This window comes from Burkholderia sp. AU38729 (assembly GCF_020419725.1).
Lineage (GTDB): Bacteria > Pseudomonadota > Gammaproteobacteria > Burkholderiales > Burkholderiaceae > Burkholderia.
In genome coordinates this window covers 122,202-144,276 of the sequence record NZ_JAIZQO010000016.1, presented here as the reverse complement: position 1 = coordinate 144,276, position 22,075 = coordinate 122,202, and the positions used below count along the sequence as shown (strand labels likewise).

The following is a 22,075-nucleotide window of genomic DNA, read 5'->3' as shown; positions in this document are numbered from 1 at the left end:
GGTTTCCCGAACGAAGAGGCCGATCATGACGCGACGGCCGGATCGTCGACGAGCGACTTGCCGCGCGTTTCCGGCAGCACGAGCGCGGCGACGATCACAAGCAGGTAGCCGCCGCCGGCCACGAGGCCGATCGCCTTCACGAGCGACATCGACTGCGACAGCGCGCCGACGAGAATCGGGAAGAACGAGCCGAGCCCGCGCCCGAGGTTGTAGCAGAAGCCCTGGCCCGAGCCGCGGATCGCGCCCGGATACAGCTCCGACAGATAAGCGCCGACGCCCGCGAAGATCCCCTGCACGACGATGCCGAGCGGGAAGCCGAGCAGCAGCATCGCGGTGTCGGTGATCGGCAGCATCGTGTACGCCATGCCGAGCGAGAACGAGCCGATCGCGAACAGGATGAACGACGCGCGGCGGCCGAGCCGGTCGGACAGGATCGCGCCGACCACGTATCCGACGAACGAGCCGACGATCAGCACGACGAGATAGCCGCTCGTGTTGAACACCGACAGGTGGCGGACGGTTTTCAGGTAGGTGGGCAGCCACGTCGTGATCGCGTAGTAGCCGCCGAGCATCCCGGTGCACAGCGCGCTGCCGAACAGCGTCGCGCGCAGGTGCGGCGGCGAGAAGATCTCGAGGAAGTGGCCCGACACGCGGCCTTCGTCGCGCGCGCGGCGGGTGGCCGTGTAGATGTCCGGATCGCTGACGTTGCGACGGATGTACAGGATCCACAGCGCGGGCAGGATGCCGATCCAGAAGCACGCGCGCCATGCGACCTGCTCGGGCAGCAGCGCGAAGAACGCCCAGTAGAGGATCGCGGCCGCGCCCCAGCCGAACGACCAGCTGCTCTGCACGGTGCCGACCGCTTTCCCGCGATGCTCGGGCGAGCGGATCGTCTCGGCCATCATGATCGTCACGACCGACCATTCGCCGCCGAAGCCGAAGCCCTGCAGCGTGCGCGTCGCGAGCAGCTGCCAGAACGAATGGGTGAAGCCGGACAGGCAGGTGAACAGCGCGAACGTCGCGATCGTCCACTGCAGCACGCGTACGCGGCCGTAGCGGTCGGCAAGGATGCCGGCGACCCAGCCGCCGAGCGCCGACGAGATCAGCGAGCTCGTCGCGATCATCCCGGCCTCGCTCTTCGTCATGTCCCAGGTGGCGATCAGCGTCGGAATCAGGAACGAATAGATCATGAAGTCGAACGCATCGACCGCGTAGCCGCCGAAGCCGGCGTACAGCGTCCTGCGCTCGCGCGTCGACAGTTCGTTGAACCACTGGAATGCCTGCATGCTTGCCGCCCCCCTCTTCTGTCTCGTCTCGCGCTGCCGTCTGGCGGCTATTTTACGGGCGGGATGCGGGGTGCCAAAAAGGGAAGTGCCGGTGCGCGGCGGCGCGGTGAAGGGCGAGGGCGGAGGGCGTGCGTTCGGGGAAAGCGTGATGGTCAATCCGATCGCGCCTGGGCGCCATGCCGGCCCTGGCAACGGCGACGGTCCGCGCGCCGGCACGGCGCGCAGGCACTTGCTTCAGAGCGTCAGGCCACCGTCGACATGCACGACCTGGCCGGTGATCTGCCGCGCGGCGTCCGACAGCAGGAACGCGATCAGCGCGGCCACATCGTCGGGTTCGGCGATCCGGCCGAGCGGTGTCGCCTGTTCGGCCTGCGCCCATGCGGCAGCATTGCCGGCGCTCGGCCCGTGGTCCTTGCGCGTGAAGCCGGGCGCGACCGCATTGACGGTGATGCCACGCACGGCGAATTCGGCGGCAGCGGAGCGCACGAGCGATTCGAGCGCCGCCTTCGCCGCGGCGGTGGCCGCGAACGGCGCGTCGGCGCGGTAGCGGTGTGCGACGAACGAGCTGACCGCGACGATCCGCGGCGCAACCGACGCTTCGAGCAGCGGCCGCGCGCGGCCCGCGAGCGCGGAGAACGCGCCGGGCATCGCCGCGAAGGCGGACGCGAGCGCGTCCGCGGAAAGACCGGAAAAGGATTGCCGCGCGGCGAAGCCGGCATTGGCAACGAGATGATCGAGCCCGCCGAAGTGCGTGGCGGTCGCATCGACGAGCGACGCGGCGACGCCCGGCTCGCCGAGATCGCCGGTGAGCGTGACGCACGCCGCGCCGGCCGCCGTGCATGCGTGAGCAACTTCGGCGAGCCGGGCGCGCGCCGCTTCGTCCGCGCCGCGCGCGTGCAGCGCCAGCGCCATGCCGGGTGCCGCAAGCCGCCGCGCGAGCGCCGCGCCGATCCCGGAACTCGCACCGGTGATCAGCGCGATCCGTGCGATGGGCGCGGCGCGTGCGCTCAAGCCGCGACCTTGTCGCTGTCGTTCACGCGCTCGACGTTGATCGTGCCGACGTGGAACGCGGCCAGCGATTCGCGGTGCGCGATGCTGACGATCGCGGCCTTCGGCAGCCGTTCGGCAAACAGGTGGTACAGGCGCGCCTCGTTGTCGGCGTCGAGCGCGCTGGTCGCTTCGTCGAGGAACAGGAAGTCGGGCTTGTGCAGCAGCACGCGCGCGCCGGCCAGGCGCTGCTGTTCGCCCGGCGACAGCACGCGGGTCCAGTGCGCGGTCTCGTCGAGGCGGTCGACGTAATCCTCGAGGCGGCATGCGCGCAGCGCGTCGCGGCAGGCTTCGTCGCTGAACGCGTCGGCCGTCGCCGGATAGGTGAGCGCAGCCTTCAGCGTGCCGATCGGCAAGTAGCTCGTCTGCGGCACGAACATCATCCGCGCGCCGACCGGCGCGTCGATCGCGCCGTCGCCGAACGGCCACAGGCCCGCGAGCGCGCGCATGAACGTGCTCTTGCCGGAACCCGACTTGCCGATCACGAGCCAGCGCGAGCCGGGCTCGATCGTGACGCTGCCGATGTTCGCGAGCGCGTTGCCGTTCGGCAGCGCGAGCTTGAGCGACGACGTCGACAGTTTCGCGCCGTCGACGTAGTGCAGGTTGATGCCGCCGTGCTCGGTCGCGGGCGACAGGCTTTCCTTCAGGTGCGACGTGCTCATCACGCGCTTGAATTCGCGCAGACGGTTGACGGTGGCGCGCCATTCGACGAGGGTCGAGTAACTGTTGATGAACCACGAGAACGAATCGCTGACGGTGCCGAACGCGGACGAGATCTGCATCAGCACGCCGAACGAGAACGCACCCGCGAAATAGCGCGGCGCGGCGACGACGAGCGGGAAGATGATCGCGATCTGCCCGTAGAAGCTCAGCACGAACGTGAGCCGCTTCGTGTACTTCATCACGCGCCACCAGTTGTCGCGGATGCGCATGAAGAGGTTTTGCGCGTTGCCGGTCTCGGTCTGCTCGCCGTCGTAGAACGCGATCTGCTCGGCGTTCTCGCGCACGCGGATCAGCCCGAAGCGGAAGTCGGCCTCGACGCGCTGCTGCTGGTAGTTGATCGACACGAGCGGATGGCCGACCTTCTGGATGATCAGCGAGCCGACCACCGCGTACAGCGCGGCCGCCCACACCATGTAGCCGGGGATCGCGATCGGCGTCGCGCCGAGCGAAATCGTCAGCGCGCCGGCGAGCGACCACAGGATCGTGATGAACGACACGAGCGTGACGACCGTCGACAGCAGGTCGAGCGACAGCGCGAGCGTGGTCGTCGCGAACGACTGGAGGTCGTCGGTGATCCGCTGGTCGGGGTTGTCGGCGAGGCGGTCACGCTCGATCCGGTAGAACGCGCGATCGCCGAGCCACTGGCCGAGAAAGCGGTCGGTGAGCCACTGGCGCCAGCGGAAGCCGAGCATCTGCCGCAGGTAGCGGCCGTACACGGCGAGGATGATGAAGGCGAACGCGAGCGCGGAGAACTGCATCAGCAGGTTCGGGAAGTCGTGGACGTCCTTCGACTGCAGCGCGTTGTAGAACTCCGCGTTCCACTTGTTCAGCCGGACGTTGATCCAGACCACGCAGAGGTTGATCGCGATGATCGTGACCAGCAGGCCCCACGCGATTTTCCATTCGGACGATACCCAGTAGGGCTTGATGAGGCTCCATGCGGATACCGGGCGGTCGTCCTGCGGCGCGTCGGAGGCGGAGCGGACGGGATCGATCGATTGGGTCATGTGCTTCCTGATGAGTAGCCGGCGCGCGGGCCGGGCGAAGCCGGGCGCGCGCCGCGATACGGCATGCCGGGACGCGGCGCCGACTGACGGCGGGCGTCCGGATGGTCGCCCGCGCGTCTTAAACGGCACTTAAGGCCGGCGGTGACGCGGCAACCGGCCGCTCGCGCGGCCGGCCTGCGGGCATTGTGCCAGAGCGGCGCGGCACGTCGGCGAATTTGCCGCAAGGGGGACAGTTTGCGGCGCTTTCCGCTTTTATGGTCTAATGGCCGACGACGAAACAGGGGTGCTTCGTGGCGCGGCCGGCAGATGTTCCGGGCAGCGCGATGAGGCTGAGAAAGACCCTTCGCACCCGATCCGGGTAATACCGGCGAGGGAAGTTTCTGATCCCGCCGGGTCGCGCTGGCTGCCATCCCACATGGTCAGCGCCCTTGTCCCGCCCGGCCGGCCTTTGCTGCCGGTTTCGTCCTTTTGGGTACGCGCCTTGCGCGTTACGGAAGGAATGATGACCGCACAATCTTCAGTCTTTTGCATGATTCCCGGCCCGATGCCGCGTGCGTCCGCATGCGGCGGCGCGTGCGCGTCGACACTCGTCGTGCGTGCTCGCGCGGAGGGCGCGCGATGAACGTCCGGGATTCCCGACCCGATTTCGCGGTGCTCGGCGGCGGCCTCGTCGGCCGCCTGATCGCCTGGCGGCTCGCGGGCGACGGGCATCGCGTCGCGCTTTACGAGCGCGGCGGCCCGGACGGCGAGCAGTCGGCCGCGTGGATCGCGGCCGCGATGCTCGCGCCGCTCGCGGAAGCGGCGAGCGCGGAACTGCTGATCACCGAGCTGGGCGCCGCGTCGCTCGCGCGCTGGCCGCAGTGGCTCGCGGAACTGCCCGAACCCGTCTTCTTCCAGCAGCACGGCACGCTCGTCGTCTGGCACCACGCCGATCGCGCCGAGGCGCCGCTGTTCGAGCGGCGTGTGCGCGCGAACGCGCCGGCCGACCTGTTCGACCGCGGTTTCGTGACGCTCGCCGGCGCGCAGGTCGACGCGGCCGAGCCCGTGCTCGCGGGCCGCTTCGCGCGCGGCCTGCTGCTGCCGAACGAAGGCCAGCTCGACAATCGCCAGGCGCTGCGCGCGCTCGCGGCCGGCCTCGTCGAGCGCGGTGTCGACCTGCACTGGCACGTCACGATCGACGAGGCGAACCTGCCTGCCGCGCACTTCACGATCGATTGCCGCGGGCTCGGCGCGAAACCCGCGCTGCCCGCGCTGCGCGGCATCCGCGGCGAAGTCGCGCGCGTGCGCGCGCCCGGCATCGGGCTCACCCGGCCCGTGCGGCTGCTGCATCCGCGCTACCCGCTGTACATCGCGCCGAAGCAGGACGATCTCTATGTGATCGGCGCGACCGAGGTGGAGGGGGAGGACATGTCGCCCGTCAGCGTGCGCTCTGCGCTCGAACTGCTGAGCGCGGCGTTCTCCGTGCATCCGGCGTTCGGCGAGGCGCGCATTCTCGAACTCAATGCGCAATGCCGGCCGACGCTGCCCGATCATCGCCCGGCGGTGATCTGGGACGGCGCGTCGACGCTCGCCGTCAACGGCCTGTACCGGCACGGCTTCATGATCGCGCCGGAAGTCGCGCACGCGGCGGTCGCGTTCGCCGAAGCCGCGCTCGGCGGCGCGTTCGGCGATGCCGATGCGTTCGCCGCGTGGCGCGACGCCGAGCGCTGGCCGACGCTCCTTCATCACCGCAACGACGCGCGTCAGCCGGCCTGACGCGCGCTGCCGACCGAATTCGACGAAGCCCCATGGACATCCAGATCAACCAACAGAACCTGACGTTGCCCGACGGCGCAACGGTGGCCGACGCGCTCGCCGCGTACGGCGCGCGTCCGCCGTACGCGGTCGCGCTGAACGGCAACTTCGTCGCGCGCACGCAGCATGCGGCGCGCGCACTCGCGGCGGGCGACAAGCTCGACGTCGTGCACCCGGTCGCGGGCGGCTGAGCGCCGCCGCGTTGTTCACGCTTCGTCCCCGCTCTTTCAGGAAAACGACATGACGTCCCTCACCTCCGCCGACGCGCTGACGCTGTACGGCGAAACCTTCGCAAGCCGCGTGTTGCTCGGCACGTCGCGCTATCCGTCGCTGCAGTCGCTGTCCGATTCGATCGCCGCGTCGCGTCCCGGGATGGTGACGGTCGCGCTGCGCCGCCAGATGACCGGCGGCACGGCCGAAGCCGGCTTCTTCGACCTGCTCAAGCGCCACGCGGTGCCGCTGCTGCCGAACACGGCCGGCTGCCAGACCGTCGCCGAAGCCGTGACGACCGCACACATGGCGCGCGAGGTCTTCGGCACCGACTGGATCAAGCTCGAACTGATCGGCGACGACTACACGCTGCAGCCCGACCCGGTCGGCCTGATCGAAGCGGCCGCGCAACTGGTCAAGGACGGCTTCAAGGTGCTGCCGTACTGCACCGAGGATCTGGTGATCGGCCGGCGCCTGCTCGATGTCGGCTGCGAGGCGCTGATGCCGTGGGGCGCGCCGATCGGCACGGGCAAGGGCGTCGTGAACCCGTACGGCCTGCGCGTGCTGCGCGAGCGGCTGCCGGACGTGCCGCTGATCGTCGACGCGGGGCTCGGGGTGCCGTCGCATGCGTGCCAGGTGATGGAGTGGGGCTTCGACGGCGTGTTGCTGAACACGGCCGTGTCGCAGGCCACGCATCCCGAGATCATGGCGCGCGCGTTTGCGCAGGGCGTCGAGGCCGGCCGTGCCGCGTATCTCGCCGGGCCGATGGATGCGCGCGAGACCGCGCATGCGAGCACGCCGGTCGTCGGGATGCCGTTCTGGCACCAGGACGGAGGCGCCGCATGAGCGCGCGTTTCGCCGATGCATTCTGGCCGCCGGCCGACGAACTGGCCGAAGCGGCCGAACGGATTCGCGCGCGGCTCGGCGACTGGCCGCGCGGCGCTGCGCCGTGGCGGCTCTGCGTCGCGGTGCCCGATGTGCCGGCCGATGGCGACGTGCTGATCGTTTCGGCCGGCGACCGCGCCGCGCAGGCGCGCGTGTCGGCCGCGTCGCGGCCCGCGGCGCCGGGCGCCGTCGCGATCGAATTCGACGAGCAGGGCGCGGTGTTTCACACGGCGGGGGCGCGTTACGCGCTCGACGCCGCGCATCCGCTCGGGGACGACTGGATCGCCGCGCTCGCGGCGTTCCTCGATTGCGGCTTTGCGCCGATCGACGCGCTGGTGCTGGCGCTGGCCTGGCGCGACGGCGATGAAACGCGCGCCGCCGATGCGTGGCCGGTCGACGCTGCGCAGTTCCCGCGGGTCGCCGGGTTGCCGGCCGCGCCCGAACCCGCGTTCGCGCCGTGTCCCGCGCAACTAGGCCTGTATCCGGTCGTGCCGGACGCCGAATGGGTCGAGCGCGTGCTCGATTGCGGCGTGCGAACCGTGCAACTGCGTGTGAAAGGCGCGACGCCGGACGTGATGCGGCGGGAAATCGCCCGCGCGGTCGCGGCCGGGCGCCGCTATCCCGATGCGCGTGTGTTCATCAACGATCACTGGCAGATGGCCGCAGAAGAGGGGGCGTACGGCGTTCATCTGGGTCAGGAAGACCTCGAGACGGCCGATCTGGCCGCGATCGCGCGCGCGGGCCTGCGGCTCGGACTTTCGAGCCATGGTTATTACGAAATGTTGCGGGCATTGCACGAGCGCCCGAGCTACCTCGCGCTCGGCCCCGTGTACGCGACCGCGACCAAGGCCGTTGCTGCGCCGCCACAGGGCCTCGCGCGGATCACCCGCTATGCGCGCTTCGCTGACGCTCACGCGCCGCTCGTCGCGATCGGCGGGGTGGGGCTCGACGCGCTGCCCGGCGTGCTGGCAACGGGCGTCGGCAGTGTCGCGGTGGTCAGTGCGGTGACCGGCGCGACCGACTATCGGGCTGCCATTGCTGCGCTGCAGCAATGCTTTCCCGGACAATTTGACAATCGTTGACCGCAGGGCCCGAAACGGCTTCACGACATCATTCCAATGCAGGCCCTATAATTCGGCGTTCTGCGTAAAAGGACTGTCAGCTCCGTGAGCCCCACTCCTACCGAGACACTGCTGGAACTTCGCGACGTCGACTTCGGCTACGGCGACCGCCTCGTCCTGTCCAACCTGAACCTGCGCTTCGGGCGTGGGCAGGTGGTTGCGGTCATGGGCGGGTCGGGTTGCGGCAAGACGACCGTGCTGCGCCTGATCGGCGGCCTCGTGCGCGCGCGCCGCGGCCAGGTGCTGTTCGACGGCGCCGATGTCGGCGCGCAAACGCGCGACGGCCTGTACGCGCTGCGCCGCAAGATGGGCATGCTGTTCCAGTTCGGCGCGCTGTTCACCGACATGTCGGTGTTCGAGAACGTCGCGTTCGCGCTGCGCGAGCACACCGACCTGCCCGAAGACCTGATCCGCGACCTCGTGCTGATGAAGCTCAACGCGGTCGGGCTGCGCGGCGCGCGCGACCTGATGCCGTCCGAGGTGTCGGGCGGGATGGCGCGCCGCATCGCGCTGGCACGCGCGATCGCGCTCGATCCGCAGCTCATCATGTACGACGAGCCGTTCGCGGGCCTCGATCCGATCTCGCTCGGTATCACCGCGAACCTGATCCGCACGCTGAACCAGGCGCTGGGCGCCACGTCGATCCTCGTCACGCACGACGTGCCGGAATCGTTCGCGATCGCCGACTACGTGTATTTCCTGGCCAACGGCGGCGTGCTCGCGCAGGGCACGCCCGACGAGCTGCGCGCGTCGACCGACCCGAGCGTGCGGCAGTTCATCGACGGCGCGCCGGACGGCCCGTTCAAATTTCATTACACGAGCCCGCCGCTCGCAGCGGATTTCGGCCTCGGCGGAGGGCGCGCATGATCAGCGCGATCGGACGTTACGTCATCGGCGGCCTCGAACGCGCGGGCTACGGCACGCGGCTGTTCGTGCGCCTCGTGCTGGAATTCTTCCCGCTGCTGCGCCGGCCGCGGCTGGTCACGAAGCAGATCCACTTCCTCGGCAACTATTCGTTCGTGATCATTGCCGTGTCGGGGCTGTTCGTCGGCTTCGTGCTCGGCCTGCAGGGCTATTACACGCTGAACCGCTACGGTTCCGAGCAGGCGCTCGGCCTGCTGGTCGCGCTGTCGCTCGTGCGTGAGCTCGGGCCGGTCGTCACCGCGCTGCTGTTCGCGGGGCGTGCAGGCACGTCGCTCACGGCCGAGATCGGCCTGATGAAAGCCGGCGAACAGCTCACCGCGCTCGAGATGATGGCGGTGGACCCGATCAAGAACGTGATCGCGCCGCGCATGTGGGCGGGCATCATCGCGATGCCGCTGCTGGCGGCGATCTTCAACGCGGTCGGCGTGCTCGGCGGTTACTTCGTCGGCGTCGTGCTGATCGGCGTCGATCCGGGCGCGTTCTGGTCGCAGATGCAGGGCGGCGTGCAGGTCTGGGCCGACGTCGGCAACGGCGTGATCAAGAGCATCGTGTTCGGGTTCGCCGTGACCTTCATTGCGCTGTATCAAGGGTATGAAGCGAAGCCCACGCCCGAGGGCGTGTCGCGCGCGACCACCAAGACGGTCGTGTTCGCGTCGCTCGCCGTACTCGGCCTCGATTTCCTGCTGACCGCGCTGATGTTCAGCTAAGCCTCAGCCAAGCCAAATTTTGGGATGACGATGAAAAAGACTGCTCTCGACTTCTGGGTCGGCCTGTTCGTGGTGGTGGGCTTCCTTGCGGTGCTGTTCCTGGCCCTCAAGGTCGGCAACATGAGCTCGCTGTCGTTTCAGCCGACCTATTCGGTGAGGATGAAATTCGACAATATCGGCGGGCTGAAGCCGCGCGCGGCCGTGAAGAGCGCGGGCGTCGTGGTCGGCCGCGTGAAGACGATCGGCTTCGACACGAATACGTACCAGGCCCTTGTCACGATCGATGTCGACGGCCAGTATCAGTTCCCGAAGGATTCGTCGGCGAAGATCCTGACGTCGGGCCTGCTGGGCGAGCAATATATCGGCCTGGATCCGGGCGGTGACACCGAAATGCTGAAGTCGGGCGATACGATCACGATGACGCAATCGGCGATCGTGCTCGAGAACCTGATCGGCCAGTTCCTGTACAGCAAGGCCGCCGATGCGGGCGGGGCGAAGCCGGCAGCCGGCGCGTCGGCCGCCGCGCCCGCCGCGCCCGCCGCGCCCGCACCGGTGGCGGTGCCGGCGTCGGCGGTGTCCGCTGCGTCCGGTTCGGCGGCCCAATAACCACACGAGAGAAAACAAGAGGGAATGACCATGCAGACGATCCGCATCAGGCAGGCCGCGCTGGCGGTAGCGGCAGTCGCCGCGTTGAGCGGCTGCGCGACCGTGCAGACGCCGACCAAGGGCGATCCGCTCGAAGGCTTCAACCGGTCGATGTACAAGTTCAACGACACGGTCGACACGTATGCGCTGAAGCCGGTCGCGAAGGGCTACCAGTACGTGGTGCCGCAGCCGGTGCGCGACAGCGTGACGAACTTCTTCTCGAACATCGGTGACGTCTACATCGCGGCGAACAACATCGTGCAGCTGCGCATTGCCGACGGCGTCGGCGACATCATGCGCGTCGTGATCAACACGGTGTTCGGCGTCGGCGGCCTGTTCGACGTCGCGACGATCGCGAAGCTGCCGAAGCACACGGCCGACTTCGGGATCACGATGGGCCGCTACGGCATGCCGTCGGGCCCGTATCTCGTGCTGCCGCTGCTCGGCCCGAGCACGCTGCGCGACACGGCCGGCCTGGGCGTCGACTACGTCGGCAACCCGCTCACGTACGTGAAACCGGATGGCCTGAGCTGGGGCCTGTTCGGCGTGAACCTCGTCAACACGCGCTCGAACCTGCTCGGCGCGGGCGACGTGCTGGATGCCGCGGCGCTCGACAAGTATTCGTTCGTCCGTAACGCATACCTGCAGCGCCGCCAGATGCTGATCAGCAACGCGCGCGGCGAGGCGGCCGCGACGTCGAGCAACGATGCGCTGCCGAAGTACGACCTGCCGGAAGACGGCGCGGCACCGGCGGCAGCTGGCGCGGCCGGTGCCGCGGGCGCCGCTGCGGTGGGCGGTGCAACGGCGCCGGCAGGCGCATCGGGCGCGGCGGTGGCCGCGCCGGCTTCGGGCACGGCCGAATCGCCGAACCCGGCCAGCGAGACGAACGTGCCGGCGATGCAGGTGGCGCCGCCGTCGCCGGGCGGGTTCCGGTTCCCGAGCATCCGGCTGCACTGACGGATTTACATTCGTTACAGCCGGAAACGATTCAGTCGGTAGCGTATGCGAACTTGCGCGTAAGCTACCTGCTCCAACCTTCGCATCGACTCATTCATGCAGGCCACTATGATGAAAAAACTGTTCCTGATCCCCGTTTTCGCGGCGCTGTTCTCGTTCGGCAGCGCAGCCCACGCGCAAGTCGACCAGTCGAACCCGCAGGCGCTGATCAAGACGGCGACGCAGCAGGTGCTCGACGAAGTCAAGCAGCAGACGATCAAGCAGGGCGACACCAACCGCATCATTACGATCGTCAACAAGGACATCCTGCCGTACACCGATTTCCGCCGCACCACGCAGCTCGCGATGGGCCGCAACTGGCGCACGGCGACGGCCGAGCAGCAGCAGCAGGTTCAGGAGCAGTTCAAGCTGCTGCTGATCCGCACGTACTCGGGCGCGCTGGCGCAGCTGAAGCCGGACCAGCAGATCCAGTACCCGCCGTTCCGCGCCGATCCGGCCGATACCGATGTCGTGGTCAAGACGGTCGCGATGAACAACGGCCAGCCGGTCCAGATCGACTACCGCCTGTACAAGACGGCCAACGGCTGGAAGGTGTATGACCTGAACGTGCTCGGCGCGTGGCTGATCCAGACGTACCAGCAGCAGTTCAACGAGAAGATCCAGCAAAGCGGCGTGGAAGGCCTGATCCAGTTCCTCACGCAGCGCAACCAGCAACTTGCCGCCGGCAAGCAAGCGTCGTGAGCGGCTTCGAAGCCGGCTCCTCGCTGACCGTCGCGAGCGCGAAGTCCGCGCTCGCGGACGGTCTTGCGCGCATCGGCGCGGGCGCGACCGCCGTCGATTGCGCGGCGCTGACGCAGTTCGATTCGTCCGCGCTCGCCGTGCTGCTCGCATGGCAACGTGCCGCCAAGTCGCGCGGCGCGACCCTCGACATCCTCAATCTCCCCCCGAAGCTCGCCAGCCTCGCGCGCGCGTACGGCGTCGACGCGCTCATCGACGGCACCGGGCGACATTGACCCTGTCCGACCGGAGCCTGCCGCGCCGCCCGGCGCGCGCAAGCTTCAGGCCGCGTGCCTCCGGCACCGGCTCCCCCAGCCGGTTTGCCCTATAATCAAGCGTTTTGCGGGGCAGCCAATCGGCGTCCGGCCCCCCATTTTCATACGCAGCAAGCACAGAATAGGCGTCGCGGCCCTGGCGTCGCGCACAGTCATGTCAGCCATAGAAATCCGTCACGTCAAGAAGCGCTACAAGGCGCTTCAGGCGCTCAAGGGCGTCAGCCTGTCGGTCGAGGAAGGCGAGTTTTTCGGTCTGCTCGGCCCCAACGGCGCAGGCAAGACCACGCTCATCAGTATCCTCGCCGGGCTCGCCCGGGCCGACGAAGGCAGTATCTCGGTGCGCGGTCACGACGTCGTCAAGGACTTCCGTGGCGCGCGCCGTGCACTCGGCGTCGTGCCGCAGGAACTCGTGTTCGATCCGTTCTTCACCGTCCGCGAGACGCTGCGGATCCAGTCCGGCTATTTCGGGCTGCGCCGCAACGACGACTGGATCGACGAAGTGATGGCCAATCTCGACCTCACCGAGAAGGCCGACGCGAACATGCGCGCGCTATCGGGCGGGATGAAGCGCCGCGTGCTGGTCGCGCAGGCGCTCGTGCACCGGCCGCCCGTGATCGTGCTCGACGAACCGACCGCCGGCGTCGACGTCGAATTGCGCCAGACGCTGTGGAAATTCATCTCGCGCCTGAACCGCGAAGGCCACACGATCGTGCTGACCACCCATTACCTCGAGGAAGCCGAGTCGCTGTGCGACCGCATCGCGATGCTGCGCCGTGGCGAAGTGGTCGCGCTCGACCGCACCGATGCGCTGCTGCGCCGCTTCGCGGGGCTGCAGCTCTACCTGCGCCTCGCGACCGGCGCGCTGCCGTCCGAGCTGCGCGGGCTGGAGTCCGACCCGGCCGCCCGCGCGCCGGGCGAGCACCTGCTGCGCCTCACGAGCTATGACGATGTCGAGCGGATCCTCGCGCAGTGCCGCGCGGCGGGCTGCACGTTCGACGAGATCGAGGTCCGCAAGGCCGACCTCGAAGATGTGTTCGTCCAGGTGATGAACGGGGCCGAGGTCATCGAGGGTCTGGCATGAATCAACAACCCCCACGCGAACTGCGTTCGCTGCCCCCCGAGGGGGCGCCCGCCACTCTTGGGGCGGCCCGGCGAGTGTCGGGAAGCGGGTTTCAAACGCTGTTCTACAAGGAACTGCTGCGTTTCTGGAAAGTGTCGTTCCAGACGGTGTGCGCACCGATCGTCACGGCGCTGCTGTATCTGACGATCTTCGGCCACGCGCTGTCGGGCCGCGTCGAAGTCTATCCGGGCGTCGAGTACGTGAGCTTTCTCGTGCCGGGCCTCGTGATGATGAGCGTGCTGCAGAACGCGTTCGCGAACAGCTCGTCGTCGCTGATCCAGTCGAAGATCACCGGCAACCTCGTGTTCATGCTGCTGCCGCCGCTGTCGTACCGCGACATCTTCGGCGCGTACGTGCTCGCGTCCGTGGTGCGCGGCCTCGCGGTCGGCGCGGGTGTGTTCGTCGTGACGATCTGGTTTATCCCGATGCATTTCGCGGCGCCGCTGTTCATCATTGCGTTCGCGCTGCTCGGCTCGGCAATCCTCGGCACGCTCGGCCTGATCGCCGGGATCTGGGCCGAGAAGTTCGACCAGCTCGCCGCGTTCCAGAACTTCCTGATCATGCCGCTGACGTTCCTGTCCGGCGTGTTCTATTCGACGCACTCGCTGCCGCCCGTGTGGCGCGAGATCTCGCGTCTCAATCCGTTTTTCTACATGATCGACGGCTTCCGTTTCGGGTTCTTCGGCGCGTCCGACATCAACCCGTTCGCGAGCCTCGCGATCGTCACCGGTTTCTTCGTGCTGCTCGCGCTGATCGCGATGCGGCTGCTCGCGACCGGCTACAAACTGCGTCATTGATATCGACAGGCAGCGGCCGCCATCCGGGCGGCGCGCGCCGACAGGAGCCTTACACCATGTTGCCGACTCCCGAACAGGTCAAGCAATACATCGCCGGCGGTCTCGCCTGCACGCATCTGGAAGTCGAAGGCGACGGCCAGCATTTCTTCGCGACGATCGTGTCGGCGGCCTTCGAAGGCAAGCGGCCGATCCAGCGGCACCAGCTCGTCTATGCGGCGCTCGGCGACCGCATGAAACAGGAAATTCACGCGCTCAGCATGAAGACGCTGACGCCCGCCGAATGGCAGAACGCATAAACGGAAATCACTGAGTGCAAGTCACCGTCAACGAGCGCGACGCCGTCCAGAGCGTCGCCACGGCACACCCGGCCGCCAACGGGGAAGCGCATGGCCATGGGATGGACAAGCTCGTGATCGAAGGCGGCCACCGCCTGTCGGGCGAGATCGTCGTGTCGGGCGCGAAGAATGCCGCGCTGCCGATCCTGTGCGCGGGGCTGCTCACCGGTGACCCGGTCGATCTCGACAACGTGCCGAATCTCAAGGACGTGCGGACCACGCTGAAGGTGCTGAACCAGATGGGCGTGAAGAGCGAGACGGACGGCTGCCGCGTGCAGCTCGACGCGTCGCGCGTCGACAACCTCGTCGCGCCGTACGAGCTCGTGAAGACGATGCGCGCGTCGATCCTCGTGCTCGGGCCGCTGCTCGCGCGCTTCGGCGAGGCAAAGGTGTCGCTGCCGGGCGGCTGCGCGATCGGCGCGCGTCCGGTCGACCAGCACATCAAGGGCCTGCAGGCGATGGGCGCCGAGATCAGCATCGAGCACGGCTTCATCGAAGCCCGCGCGAAGCGCCTGAAGGGCGCGCGCATCGTGACCGACATGATCACGGTGACGGGCACGGAAAACCTGCTGATGGCCGCGACGCTCGCCGACGGCGAGACCGTGATCGAAAATGCCGCGCGCGAGCCGGAAGTGAGCGATCTCGCACACTTGCTGGTCGCGATGGGCGCGAAAATCGACGGCATCGGCACCGATCGCCTCGTGATCCAGGGCGTCGAGCGGCTGCACGGCGCGCGCCATTCGGTGATCCCCGACCGCATCGAGGCCGGCACGTTCCTGTGCGCGGTCGCGGCGGCCGGCGGTGACGTGATGCTGACGGGCGTGCGCCCGCACATTCTCGACGCGGTGATCGACAAGCTGCGCGAAGCCGGCGTGTCGATCGAGGAAGGCGACAGCTGGCTGCGCGTGAAGATGGACCGCCGCCCGTCGGCGGTGACGATCCGTACGTCGGAATATCCGGCGTTCCCGACCGACATGCAGGCGCAGTTCATGGCCCTCAATACGGTCGCGACGGGCACCGCGCAAGTCGTCGAAACCATTTTCGAGAACCGTTTCATGCACGTGCAGGAGCTGAACCGGCTCGGCGCGAACATCACGATCGACGGCAACACCGCGCTCGTGACGGGAGTCGAGAAGCTGTCGGGCGCGAACGTGATGGCGACCGACCTGCGCGCGTCGGCGAGCCTCGTGATCGCCGGGCTGCGTGCCGACGGCGAAACGCTGGTCGACCGCATCTATCACCTGGACCGCGGCTACGACCGCATGGAAGCCAAACTGACCGCCGTCGGCGCGAACGTGCGCCGCCTTTCCGGGAGCCAAGCATGACCGCGCCGCTGACCCTTGCCCTGTCGAAGGGCCGGATTTTCGAGGAAACCCTGCCGCTGCTGGCCGCGGCAGGCGTGCAGGTGACCGAGGATCCTGAAACGTCGCGCAAGCTGATCCTGCCGACGACGAACCCCGACCTGCGCGTGATCATCGTGCGCGCGAGCGACGTGCCGACCTATGTCGAATACGGCGCGGCCGATTTCGGCGTGGCCGGCAAGGACGTGCTGGTCGAGCACGGCGGCTCGGGCCTGTACCAGCCGATCGATCTGAACATTGCGCGCTGCCGGATGTCGGTGGCCGTGTCGGCCGGTTTCGACTATGCGAGCGCCGTGCGCCAGGGCGCGCGCCTGCGCGTCGCGACGAAGTACGTCGAAACCGCCCGTGAGCACTTTGCCGCGAAGGGCGTGCACGTCGACCTGATCAAGCTATACGGCTCGATGGAACTGGCGCCGCTGGTCGGGCTGGCCGACGCGATCGTCGACCTCGTCAGCTCGGGCGGCACGCTGAAGGCGAACAATCTGGTCGAGGTCGAGGAGATCATGGCGATTTCGTCGCGCCTCGTCGTGAACCAGGCTGCGCTGAAGTTGAAGCGCACGGCGCTCAAGCCGATCCTCGACGCGTTCGAACGCGCGTCGCAGAATGGCGGTTGAGCGCATCACCGTAACGGAACTCCCATGTCCATCACCATCCGCAAGCTCGATTCGACGAGCGAAGGCTTCGGCGCCGAGCTGCGCGCGCTGCTCGCATTCGAGGCGAGCGAAGACGCGGCGATCGAGCAATCGGTCGCGCAGATCCTCGCCGACGTGAAGTCGCGCGGCGACGCCGCCGTGCTTGAGTACACGAACCGCTTCGACCGGCTGAGCGCGACGAGCGTCGCCGCGCTGGAGCTGCCGCAGGACGCGCTGCAGACGGCGCTCGACGGCCTCGCGCCGAAGGCGCGCGCGGCGCTGGAAGCCGCTGCCGCGCGGGTGCGTGCGTACCACGAGAAGCAGAAGATCGAGTGCGGCACGCACAGCTGGCAATACACGGAAAGTGACGGCACGGTGCTCGGCCAGAAGATCACGCCGCTCGACCGCGTCGGCCTGTACGTGCCGGGCGGCAAGGCCGCGTATCCGTCGTCGGTGCTGATGAACGCGATTCCCGCGCGCGTCGCGGGCGTCGGCGAGATCGTGATGGTCGTGCCGACCCCGGACGGCGTGAAAAACGACCTCGTGCTCGCCGCGGCGCTGCTCGGCGGCGTCGATCGCGTGTTCACGATCGGCGGTGCGCAGGCGGTCGGCGCGCTCGCCTACGGCACGGCGACGGTGCCGGCCGTCGACAAGATCTGCGGCCCCGGAAATGCGTACGTCGCGTCGGCGAAGCGCCGCGTGTTCGGCACGGTCGGCATCGACATGATCGCCGGGCCGTCGGAAATCCTCGTGCTGTGCGACGGCACGACCGACCCGAACTGGGTCGCGATGGATCTGTTCTCGCAGGCCGAGCACGACGAACTCGCGCAATCGATCCTGCTGTGCCCGGACGGCGCGTTCCTCGAGCGCGTCGCAAAGGCGATCGACGAGCTGCTGCCGTCGATGCCGCGCCAGGACGTGATCCGCGCGTCGCTCGAAGGCCGTGGCGCGCTGATCAAGGTGCGCGACATGGCGGAAGCCTGCCGGATCGCGAACGACATCGCGCCCGAGCACCTGGAAATTTCCGCGCTGGAGCCGCAGCAATGGGGCCAGCAGATCCGCCATGCGGGCGCGATCTTCCTCGGCCGCTACACGAGCGAGAGCCTCGGCGACTACTGCGCGGGCCCGAACCACGTGCTGCCGACGTCGCGCACCGCGCGCTTCTCGTCGCCGCTCGGCGTGTACGACTTCATCAAGCGCTCGAGCGTGATCGAGGTCAGCGCGGAAGGTGCGCAGACGCTCGGCGAGATCGCATCCGAGCTCGCGTACGGCGAGGGGCTGCAGGCGCACGCGAAGAGCGCCGAATTCCGGATGAAGAACTGACCGCACGCTGCTTGAGGCCGTGGCCGGCGCCGATGTGCCGCCCGGCCGGCCCCCGACGGTCGGGGCGGGAGACACCTGTGCAGGGCGGCAGCCGCCGCTTTGCCGACTTATTGACGCCGGCGCGACGTACGCCGGCTTGAGACCATGACGACGCCACAAGACATCATCCGCCGCGACGTGCTCGCGATGACGAGCTACCCGGTGCCGGACGCGAGCGGGTTCGTGAAACTCGACGCGATGGAGAACCCGTACCCGCTGCCCGAACCGCTCGCCGCGGCGCTCGGGGAGCGTCTCGCGCAGGTCGCGCTGAACCGCTACCCGGCGCCGCGCCCGGCCGCGCTGCTCGACAAGCTGCGCCATGCGATGGGCGTGCCGGCCGGCTGCGACGTGCTGCTCGGCAACGGCTCGGACGAAATCATCAGCATGATGTCGATGGCCTGTGCGAAGCCGGGCGCGAAGGTGCTCGCGCCGGTGCCGGGCTTCGTGATGTACGAACTCTCCGCAAAGCTCGCGCAGCTCGAATTCGTCGGCGTGCCGCTGAAGGCCGACCTGACGCTCGACGTCGACGCGATGCTCGCGGCTGTTGCCGAGCATCGTCCGGCGCTCGTCTATCTCGCGTACCCGAACAACCCGACCGGCACGCTGTACGACGATGCCGATATCGAACGGATCGTCGCGGCCGCGCGGCACAGCCTGGTCGTGATCGACGAGGCGTACCAGCCGTTCGCCGTGCGCTCGTGGCTGCCGCGCGCCGCCGAGTTCGACAACGTCGTCGTGATGCGCACGGTGTCGAAGCTCGGCCTCGCGGGCATCCGCCTCGGCTATCTGGTCGGTTCGCCCGCGTGGTTGACCGAATTCGACAAGGTGCGCCCGCCGTACAACATCAACGTGCTGACCCAGGCGACCGCCGATTTCCTGCTCGACCACCTCGACGTGCTGGACGCGCAGGCGGCCGACCTGCGGGCGGAACGCACGCGTCTCGCACGGGAAGTGGCCGCGCTGCCGGGCACGACGGTGTTCCCGAGCGCCGGCAATTTCCTGCTGGTGCGCGTGCCGGACGCGGCCGCCGTGTTCGACGCGCTGCTCACCGAGCGGGTGTTGGTCAAAAACGTGAGTAAAATGCATCCGTTGCTGGCTGAATGCGTGCGGCTGACCGTCGGTTCTCCCGACGAAAACGCGCGCCTGCTGGCCGCTTTGAAACTCGCGCTGCCCGGTTGAGCCTCCGGGCGCCGCAGCGCGAAACGATCAATCCCCATTTACATCGACTCAGTCAAGGAATTGCCATGCGTGTGGCGGAAGTCGTTCGCAATACCAGCGAAACGCAGATCCGTGTGAAGCTCAATCTCGACGGCACGGGCCAGCAGAAGCTGGCCACCGGCGTGCCGTTCCTCGACCATATGCTCGATCAGATCGCTCGACACGGTCTGGTCGATCTCGAGGTTGAAGCGCATGGCGATACGCATATCGACGACCACCACACGGTCGAGGATGTCGGCATCACGCTCGGTCAGGCCGTCGCGAAGGCGATCGGCGACCGCAAGGGCATCCGCCGCTACGGGCATTCGTACGTGCCGCTCGACGAGGCGCTGTCGCGCGTCGTGATCGACTTTTCCGGCCGGCCGGGCCTCGAATTCCACGTGCCGTTCACGCGGGCGCGGATCGGCACGTTCGACGTCGACCTGTCGATCGAATTCTTCCGCGGTTTCGTGAACCACGCGGGCGTCACGCTGCACATCGACAACCTGCGCGGGATCAACGCGCACCATCAGCTCGAAACGGTGTTCAAGGCCTTCGGCCGCGCGCTGCGCGCGGCGGTGGAGCTGGACGAGCGTGCGGCGGGGCAGATTCCGTCGACGAAGGGCAGTCTCTGAACCTGAACTGACCGGACGGCGCGTCAAGGACAACCTCACGGCTTCGGCGCGCGGCGCGGGCTTGCGATGGATCTGCTCAAATCGTTCATATCGCTGCTGGCGCTGATCAACCCGGTCGGCGCGGTGCCGTTCTTCCTGAGCCTGACGGCGCAGCAGACGGATGCCGAGCGGCGGCGCACGATCCGGATCGCGTCGGTGTCGGTGTTCTGCGTGATCACGGTGACGACGCTGCTCGGGCAGCAGATCATCGACTTCTTCGGCATTTCGGTCGGGTCGCTCGAAGTGGGCGGCGGGATCATCATGCTGCTGATGGCGATCAACATGCTGAACGCGCAGATCGGCAACACGCGATCGACGCCGGAGGAGCGCCACGAGGCCGAGCTGAAGGACAACATCGCGGTCGTGCCGCTGGCGATTCCGCTGCTCACGGGCCCCGGCTCGATCAGCACGGTGATCATCTATGCGGCGAACTCGCATCACTGGTATGAGCGGGCCGGGCTGGTCGCGATCGGCGCGGTCCTGGCTTTTCTGTGTTTCGTCGCGATGCGGCTCGCCGAGCCGATCGCGAACTGGATCGGCCGCACGGGCATCAACATCGCCACGCGGCTGATGGGTCTGATGCTGTCGGCGCTGGCGGTGGAATTCATCGTCAATGGACTGAGGGCGCTACTGCCTGCACTGAGATGAAAACTTCGATTGCGATTGTGGATTATGGGATGGGCAACCTGCGCTCGGTCGCGCAGGCGCTCAAGAAGGCCGAACCGGCCGCCGACGTGGCGATCGTCGACACGCCGGCCGCGATCCGCGCGGCCGACCGTGTCGTGCTGCCCGGCCAGGGCGCGATGCCCGACTGCATGCGCAGCCTCGGCGAATCGGGCCTGCAGGAGGCCGTGATCGAGGCCTCGCGCACGAAGCCGCTGCTCGGCGTGTGCGTCGGCGAGCAGATGCTGTTCGACTGGAGCGCGGAAGGCGACACGAAGGGCCTCGGCCTGTTGCCCGGCAAGGTCGTGCGTTTCGCGCTCGACGGCCGCCTGCAGGACGACGGCTCGCGCTTCAAGGTGCCGCAGATGGGCTGGAACCGCGTGCGCCAGTCGCAGCCGCACCCGCTGTGGGACGGCGTGCCCGACGACGCGTATTTCTACTTCGTGCACAGTTATTACGTGACGCCGGACAACCCGGCGCATACGGTTGGCGAAACGGCCTACGGCGCGCCGTTTACGTCCGCGGTCGCGCGGGACAACCTCTTCGCGACCCAATTCCACCCGGAGAAAAGCGCGGAGGTCGGATTGCGTCTGTATCGCAACTTCGTACACTGGAAACCGTGAAACGTGGTGCGCGAGCCACAGTCGATCTGGCCGAACGGCCTGTCGCACGGCGCGCTCGCGCCTAAGCGCCGAAAGAGTTGTACTAAACTAGCGAGACGGCGCGGTACCGGATTGGCCGGTACGCGCCGGATTCTTTTCTTTTTCCACGACGACACCCGATTGCTATGTTGCTGATTCCGGCCATCGACCTCAAAGACGGTCAGTGTGTGCGCCTCAAACAGGGCGATATGGACCAGGCCACGATTTTTTCCGAGGACCCGGCGGCGATGGCCCGCAAGTGGGTCGATCTCGGCGCCCGGCGGCTCCATCTCGTCGACCTGAACGGCGCGTTCGCCGGCAAGCCGAAGAATCTCGAGGCGATCGAAGCGATCCTCGACGAGGTCGGCGATGAAATTCCCGTCCAGCTCGGCGGCGGCATCCGCAGCCTCGAGACGATCGAGAAGTATCTCGACGCCGGCCTGTCGTACGTGATCATCGGTACGGCCGCCGTGAAGAACCCCGGCTTCCTGCAGGACGCGTGCACCGCGTTCTCCGGCAACATCATCGTCGGCCTGGATGCGAAGGACGGCAAGGTCGCGACCGACGGCTGGAGCAAGCTGACCGGCCACGAAGTGATCGACCTTGCGCGCAAGTTCGAGGACTACGGCGTCGAATCGATCGTCTACACGGACATCGGCCGCGACGGGATGCTGCAGGGCATCAACATCGAGGCGACCGTGAAGCTCGCGCAGGCAGTCGGCATCCCCGTGATCGCCAGCGGCGGCCTGTCGAACCTCACGGACATCGAGAACCTGTGCGAAGTCGAGGAGCACGGCGTCGAAGGCGTGATCTGCGGCCGGGCGATCTACTCCGGCGATCTCGATTTCGCGGCCGCGCAAAGGCGCGCGGACGAACTGAACGGCGAACTCGACAACGCATAAGCGCGGCTGTCCCGCTCGCCGGGGCTGCCTGCA

At 67.9% G+C, this 22,075-nt stretch carries 24 protein-coding genes and 1 riboswitch; of the genes, 21 read left to right on the top strand and 3 right to left on the bottom strand.

Annotation, left to right across the window (positions count from 1 at the left end; all coding sequences use genetic code 11):
• Nucleotides 1-23: 23 nt before the first annotated feature.
• From LGM56_RS33160 to LGM56_RS33150, 3 genes are all read right to left on the bottom strand, one after another.
• The gene (locus LGM56_RS33160; RefSeq protein ID WP_226207862.1) at nucleotides 24-1,286 is read right to left on the bottom strand and encodes an MFS transporter; all 1,263 of its coding nucleotides are present in this window, start codon (nucleotides 1,284-1,286) and stop codon (nucleotides 24-26) included.
• 234 nt (nucleotides 1,287-1,520) lie between these two features.
• A complete protein-coding gene (locus tag LGM56_RS33155) occupies nucleotides 1,521-2,297 on the bottom strand; it encodes an SDR family oxidoreductase (protein WP_226207861.1) in 777 nt (258 codons plus the stop codon).
• Nucleotides 2,294-4,063 (bottom strand): ABC transporter ATP-binding protein/permease, encoded by a 1,770-nt coding sequence (locus LGM56_RS33150; RefSeq protein ID WP_089493967.1) that lies wholly within the window; start codon nucleotides 4,061-4,063, stop codon nucleotides 2,294-2,296. Before LGM56_RS33150 ends, LGM56_RS33155 begins: the two co-directional genes overlap by 4 nt.
• Before the next feature lie 269 nt (nucleotides 4,064-4,332).
• Nucleotides 4,333-4,456: riboswitch (TPP riboswitch) on the top strand.
• A 225-nt stretch (nucleotides 4,457-4,681) separates the two neighbouring features.
• On the opposite strand from LGM56_RS33150, the gene LGM56_RS33145 reads away from it, so the two are divergent.
• The 21 genes from LGM56_RS33145 to hisA all read left to right on the top strand — a co-directional run bounded on the left by LGM56_RS33145 (nucleotide 4,682) and on the right by hisA (nucleotide 22,042).
• Nucleotides 4,682-5,818, top strand: coding sequence for an FAD-dependent oxidoreductase (locus tag LGM56_RS33145; RefSeq protein WP_226207860.1), 1,137 nt, complete (start codon nucleotides 4,682-4,684; stop codon nucleotides 5,816-5,818).
• A gap of 32 nt (nucleotides 5,819-5,850) precedes the next feature.
• A complete protein-coding gene (gene thiS / locus LGM56_RS33140; RefSeq protein WP_011350713.1) occupies nucleotides 5,851-6,048 on the top strand; it encodes a sulfur carrier protein ThiS in 198 nt (65 codons plus the stop codon).
• Nucleotides 6,049-6,097: 49 nt separating this feature from the next.
• Nucleotides 6,098-6,913, top strand: coding sequence for a thiazole synthase (locus LGM56_RS33135; RefSeq protein WP_089455465.1), 816 nt, complete (start codon nucleotides 6,098-6,100; stop codon nucleotides 6,911-6,913).
• Nucleotides 6,910-8,034 (top strand): thiamine phosphate synthase, encoded by a 1,125-nt coding sequence (gene thiE / locus LGM56_RS33130; protein ID WP_226207859.1) that lies wholly within the window; start codon nucleotides 6,910-6,912, stop codon nucleotides 8,032-8,034. The genes LGM56_RS33135 and thiE overlap by 4 nt, the downstream gene beginning before the upstream one ends.
• A gap of 84 nt (nucleotides 8,035-8,118) precedes the next feature.
• Nucleotides 8,119-8,940: an ABC transporter ATP-binding protein gene (locus LGM56_RS33125; protein WP_006477138.1), complete on the top strand. Its 822-nt coding sequence runs from the start codon at nucleotides 8,119-8,121 to the stop codon at nucleotides 8,938-8,940.
• Nucleotides 8,937-9,704: a lipid asymmetry maintenance ABC transporter permease subunit MlaE gene (gene mlaE / locus LGM56_RS33120; protein ID WP_006486220.1), complete on the top strand. Its 768-nt coding sequence runs from the start codon at nucleotides 8,937-8,939 to the stop codon at nucleotides 9,702-9,704. The genes LGM56_RS33125 and mlaE overlap by 4 nt, the downstream gene beginning before the upstream one ends.
• A 24-nt stretch (nucleotides 9,705-9,728) precedes the next feature.
• Complete coding sequence (gene mlaD / locus LGM56_RS33115) at nucleotides 9,729-10,310, top strand: outer membrane lipid asymmetry maintenance protein MlaD (RefSeq protein WP_226207858.1); 582 nt, start codon at nucleotides 9,729-9,731, stop codon at nucleotides 10,308-10,310.
• Between the two features lie 30 nt (nucleotides 10,311-10,340).
• Nucleotides 10,341-11,306, top strand: coding sequence for a VacJ family lipoprotein (locus tag LGM56_RS33110; RefSeq protein ID WP_046546273.1), 966 nt, complete (start codon nucleotides 10,341-10,343; stop codon nucleotides 11,304-11,306).
• Nucleotides 11,307-11,417: 111 nt separating this feature from the next.
• Complete coding sequence (locus LGM56_RS33105) at nucleotides 11,418-12,047, top strand: phospholipid-binding protein MlaC (protein ID WP_050013177.1); 630 nt, start codon at nucleotides 11,418-11,420, stop codon at nucleotides 12,045-12,047.
• A complete protein-coding gene (locus tag LGM56_RS33100; protein ID WP_124453423.1) occupies nucleotides 12,044-12,319 on the top strand; it encodes a lipid asymmetry maintenance protein MlaB in 276 nt (91 codons plus the stop codon). Before LGM56_RS33105 ends, LGM56_RS33100 begins: the two co-directional genes overlap by 4 nt.
• Before the next feature lie 193 nt (nucleotides 12,320-12,512).
• A complete protein-coding gene (locus LGM56_RS33095; protein WP_226207857.1) occupies nucleotides 12,513-13,439 on the top strand; it encodes an ABC transporter ATP-binding protein in 927 nt (308 codons plus the stop codon).
• Complete coding sequence (locus LGM56_RS33090; protein ID WP_226207856.1) at nucleotides 13,436-14,275, top strand: ABC transporter permease; 840 nt, start codon at nucleotides 13,436-13,438, stop codon at nucleotides 14,273-14,275. The genes LGM56_RS33095 and LGM56_RS33090 overlap by 4 nt, the downstream gene beginning before the upstream one ends.
• A 56-nt stretch (nucleotides 14,276-14,331) precedes the next feature.
• Complete coding sequence (locus tag LGM56_RS33085) at nucleotides 14,332-14,571, top strand: BolA family protein (protein WP_006477131.1); 240 nt, start codon at nucleotides 14,332-14,334, stop codon at nucleotides 14,569-14,571.
• Between the two features lie 14 nt (nucleotides 14,572-14,585).
• Nucleotides 14,586-15,935 carry a UDP-N-acetylglucosamine 1-carboxyvinyltransferase gene (gene murA, locus LGM56_RS33080; RefSeq protein WP_069246963.1) on the top strand — a complete coding sequence of 450 codons (1,350 nt, stop codon included), beginning with the start codon at nucleotides 14,586-14,588 and terminating at the stop codon, nucleotides 15,933-15,935.
• Nucleotides 15,932-16,585, top strand: a complete 654-nt coding sequence (gene hisG, locus LGM56_RS33075) for an ATP phosphoribosyltransferase (protein ID WP_011350725.1) — start codon at nucleotides 15,932-15,934, stop codon at nucleotides 16,583-16,585. The genes murA and hisG overlap by 4 nt, the downstream gene beginning before the upstream one ends.
• A gap of 24 nt (nucleotides 16,586-16,609) precedes the next feature.
• A complete protein-coding gene (gene hisD / locus LGM56_RS33070) occupies nucleotides 16,610-17,926 on the top strand; it encodes a histidinol dehydrogenase (RefSeq protein ID WP_089424335.1) in 1,317 nt (438 codons plus the stop codon).
• A 144-nt stretch (nucleotides 17,927-18,070) separates the two neighbouring features.
• Nucleotides 18,071-19,144 (top strand): histidinol-phosphate transaminase, encoded by a 1,074-nt coding sequence (hisC, locus tag LGM56_RS33065; RefSeq protein ID WP_089493974.1) that lies wholly within the window; start codon nucleotides 18,071-18,073, stop codon nucleotides 19,142-19,144.
• 65 nt (nucleotides 19,145-19,209) lie between these two features.
• Nucleotides 19,210-19,797, top strand: a complete 588-nt coding sequence (gene hisB / locus LGM56_RS33060; protein ID WP_011350728.1) for an imidazoleglycerol-phosphate dehydratase HisB — start codon at nucleotides 19,210-19,212, stop codon at nucleotides 19,795-19,797.
• Between the two features lie 66 nt (nucleotides 19,798-19,863).
• Complete coding sequence (locus tag LGM56_RS33055; RefSeq protein ID WP_039366649.1) at nucleotides 19,864-20,484, top strand: YchE family NAAT transporter; 621 nt, start codon at nucleotides 19,864-19,866, stop codon at nucleotides 20,482-20,484.
• Nucleotides 20,481-21,122 carry an imidazole glycerol phosphate synthase subunit HisH gene (hisH, locus tag LGM56_RS33050; protein WP_089439072.1) on the top strand — a complete coding sequence of 214 codons (642 nt, stop codon included), beginning with the start codon at nucleotides 20,481-20,483 and terminating at the stop codon, nucleotides 21,120-21,122. The genes LGM56_RS33055 and hisH overlap by 4 nt, the downstream gene beginning before the upstream one ends.
• A 164-nt stretch (nucleotides 21,123-21,286) precedes the next feature.
• Nucleotides 21,287-22,042 carry a 1-(5-phosphoribosyl)-5-[(5-phosphoribosylamino)methylideneamino]imidazole-4-carboxamide isomerase gene (gene hisA, locus LGM56_RS33045; protein WP_089472032.1) on the top strand — a complete coding sequence of 252 codons (756 nt, stop codon included), beginning with the start codon at nucleotides 21,287-21,289 and terminating at the stop codon, nucleotides 22,040-22,042.
• Nucleotides 22,043-22,075 lie beyond the last annotated feature (33 nt).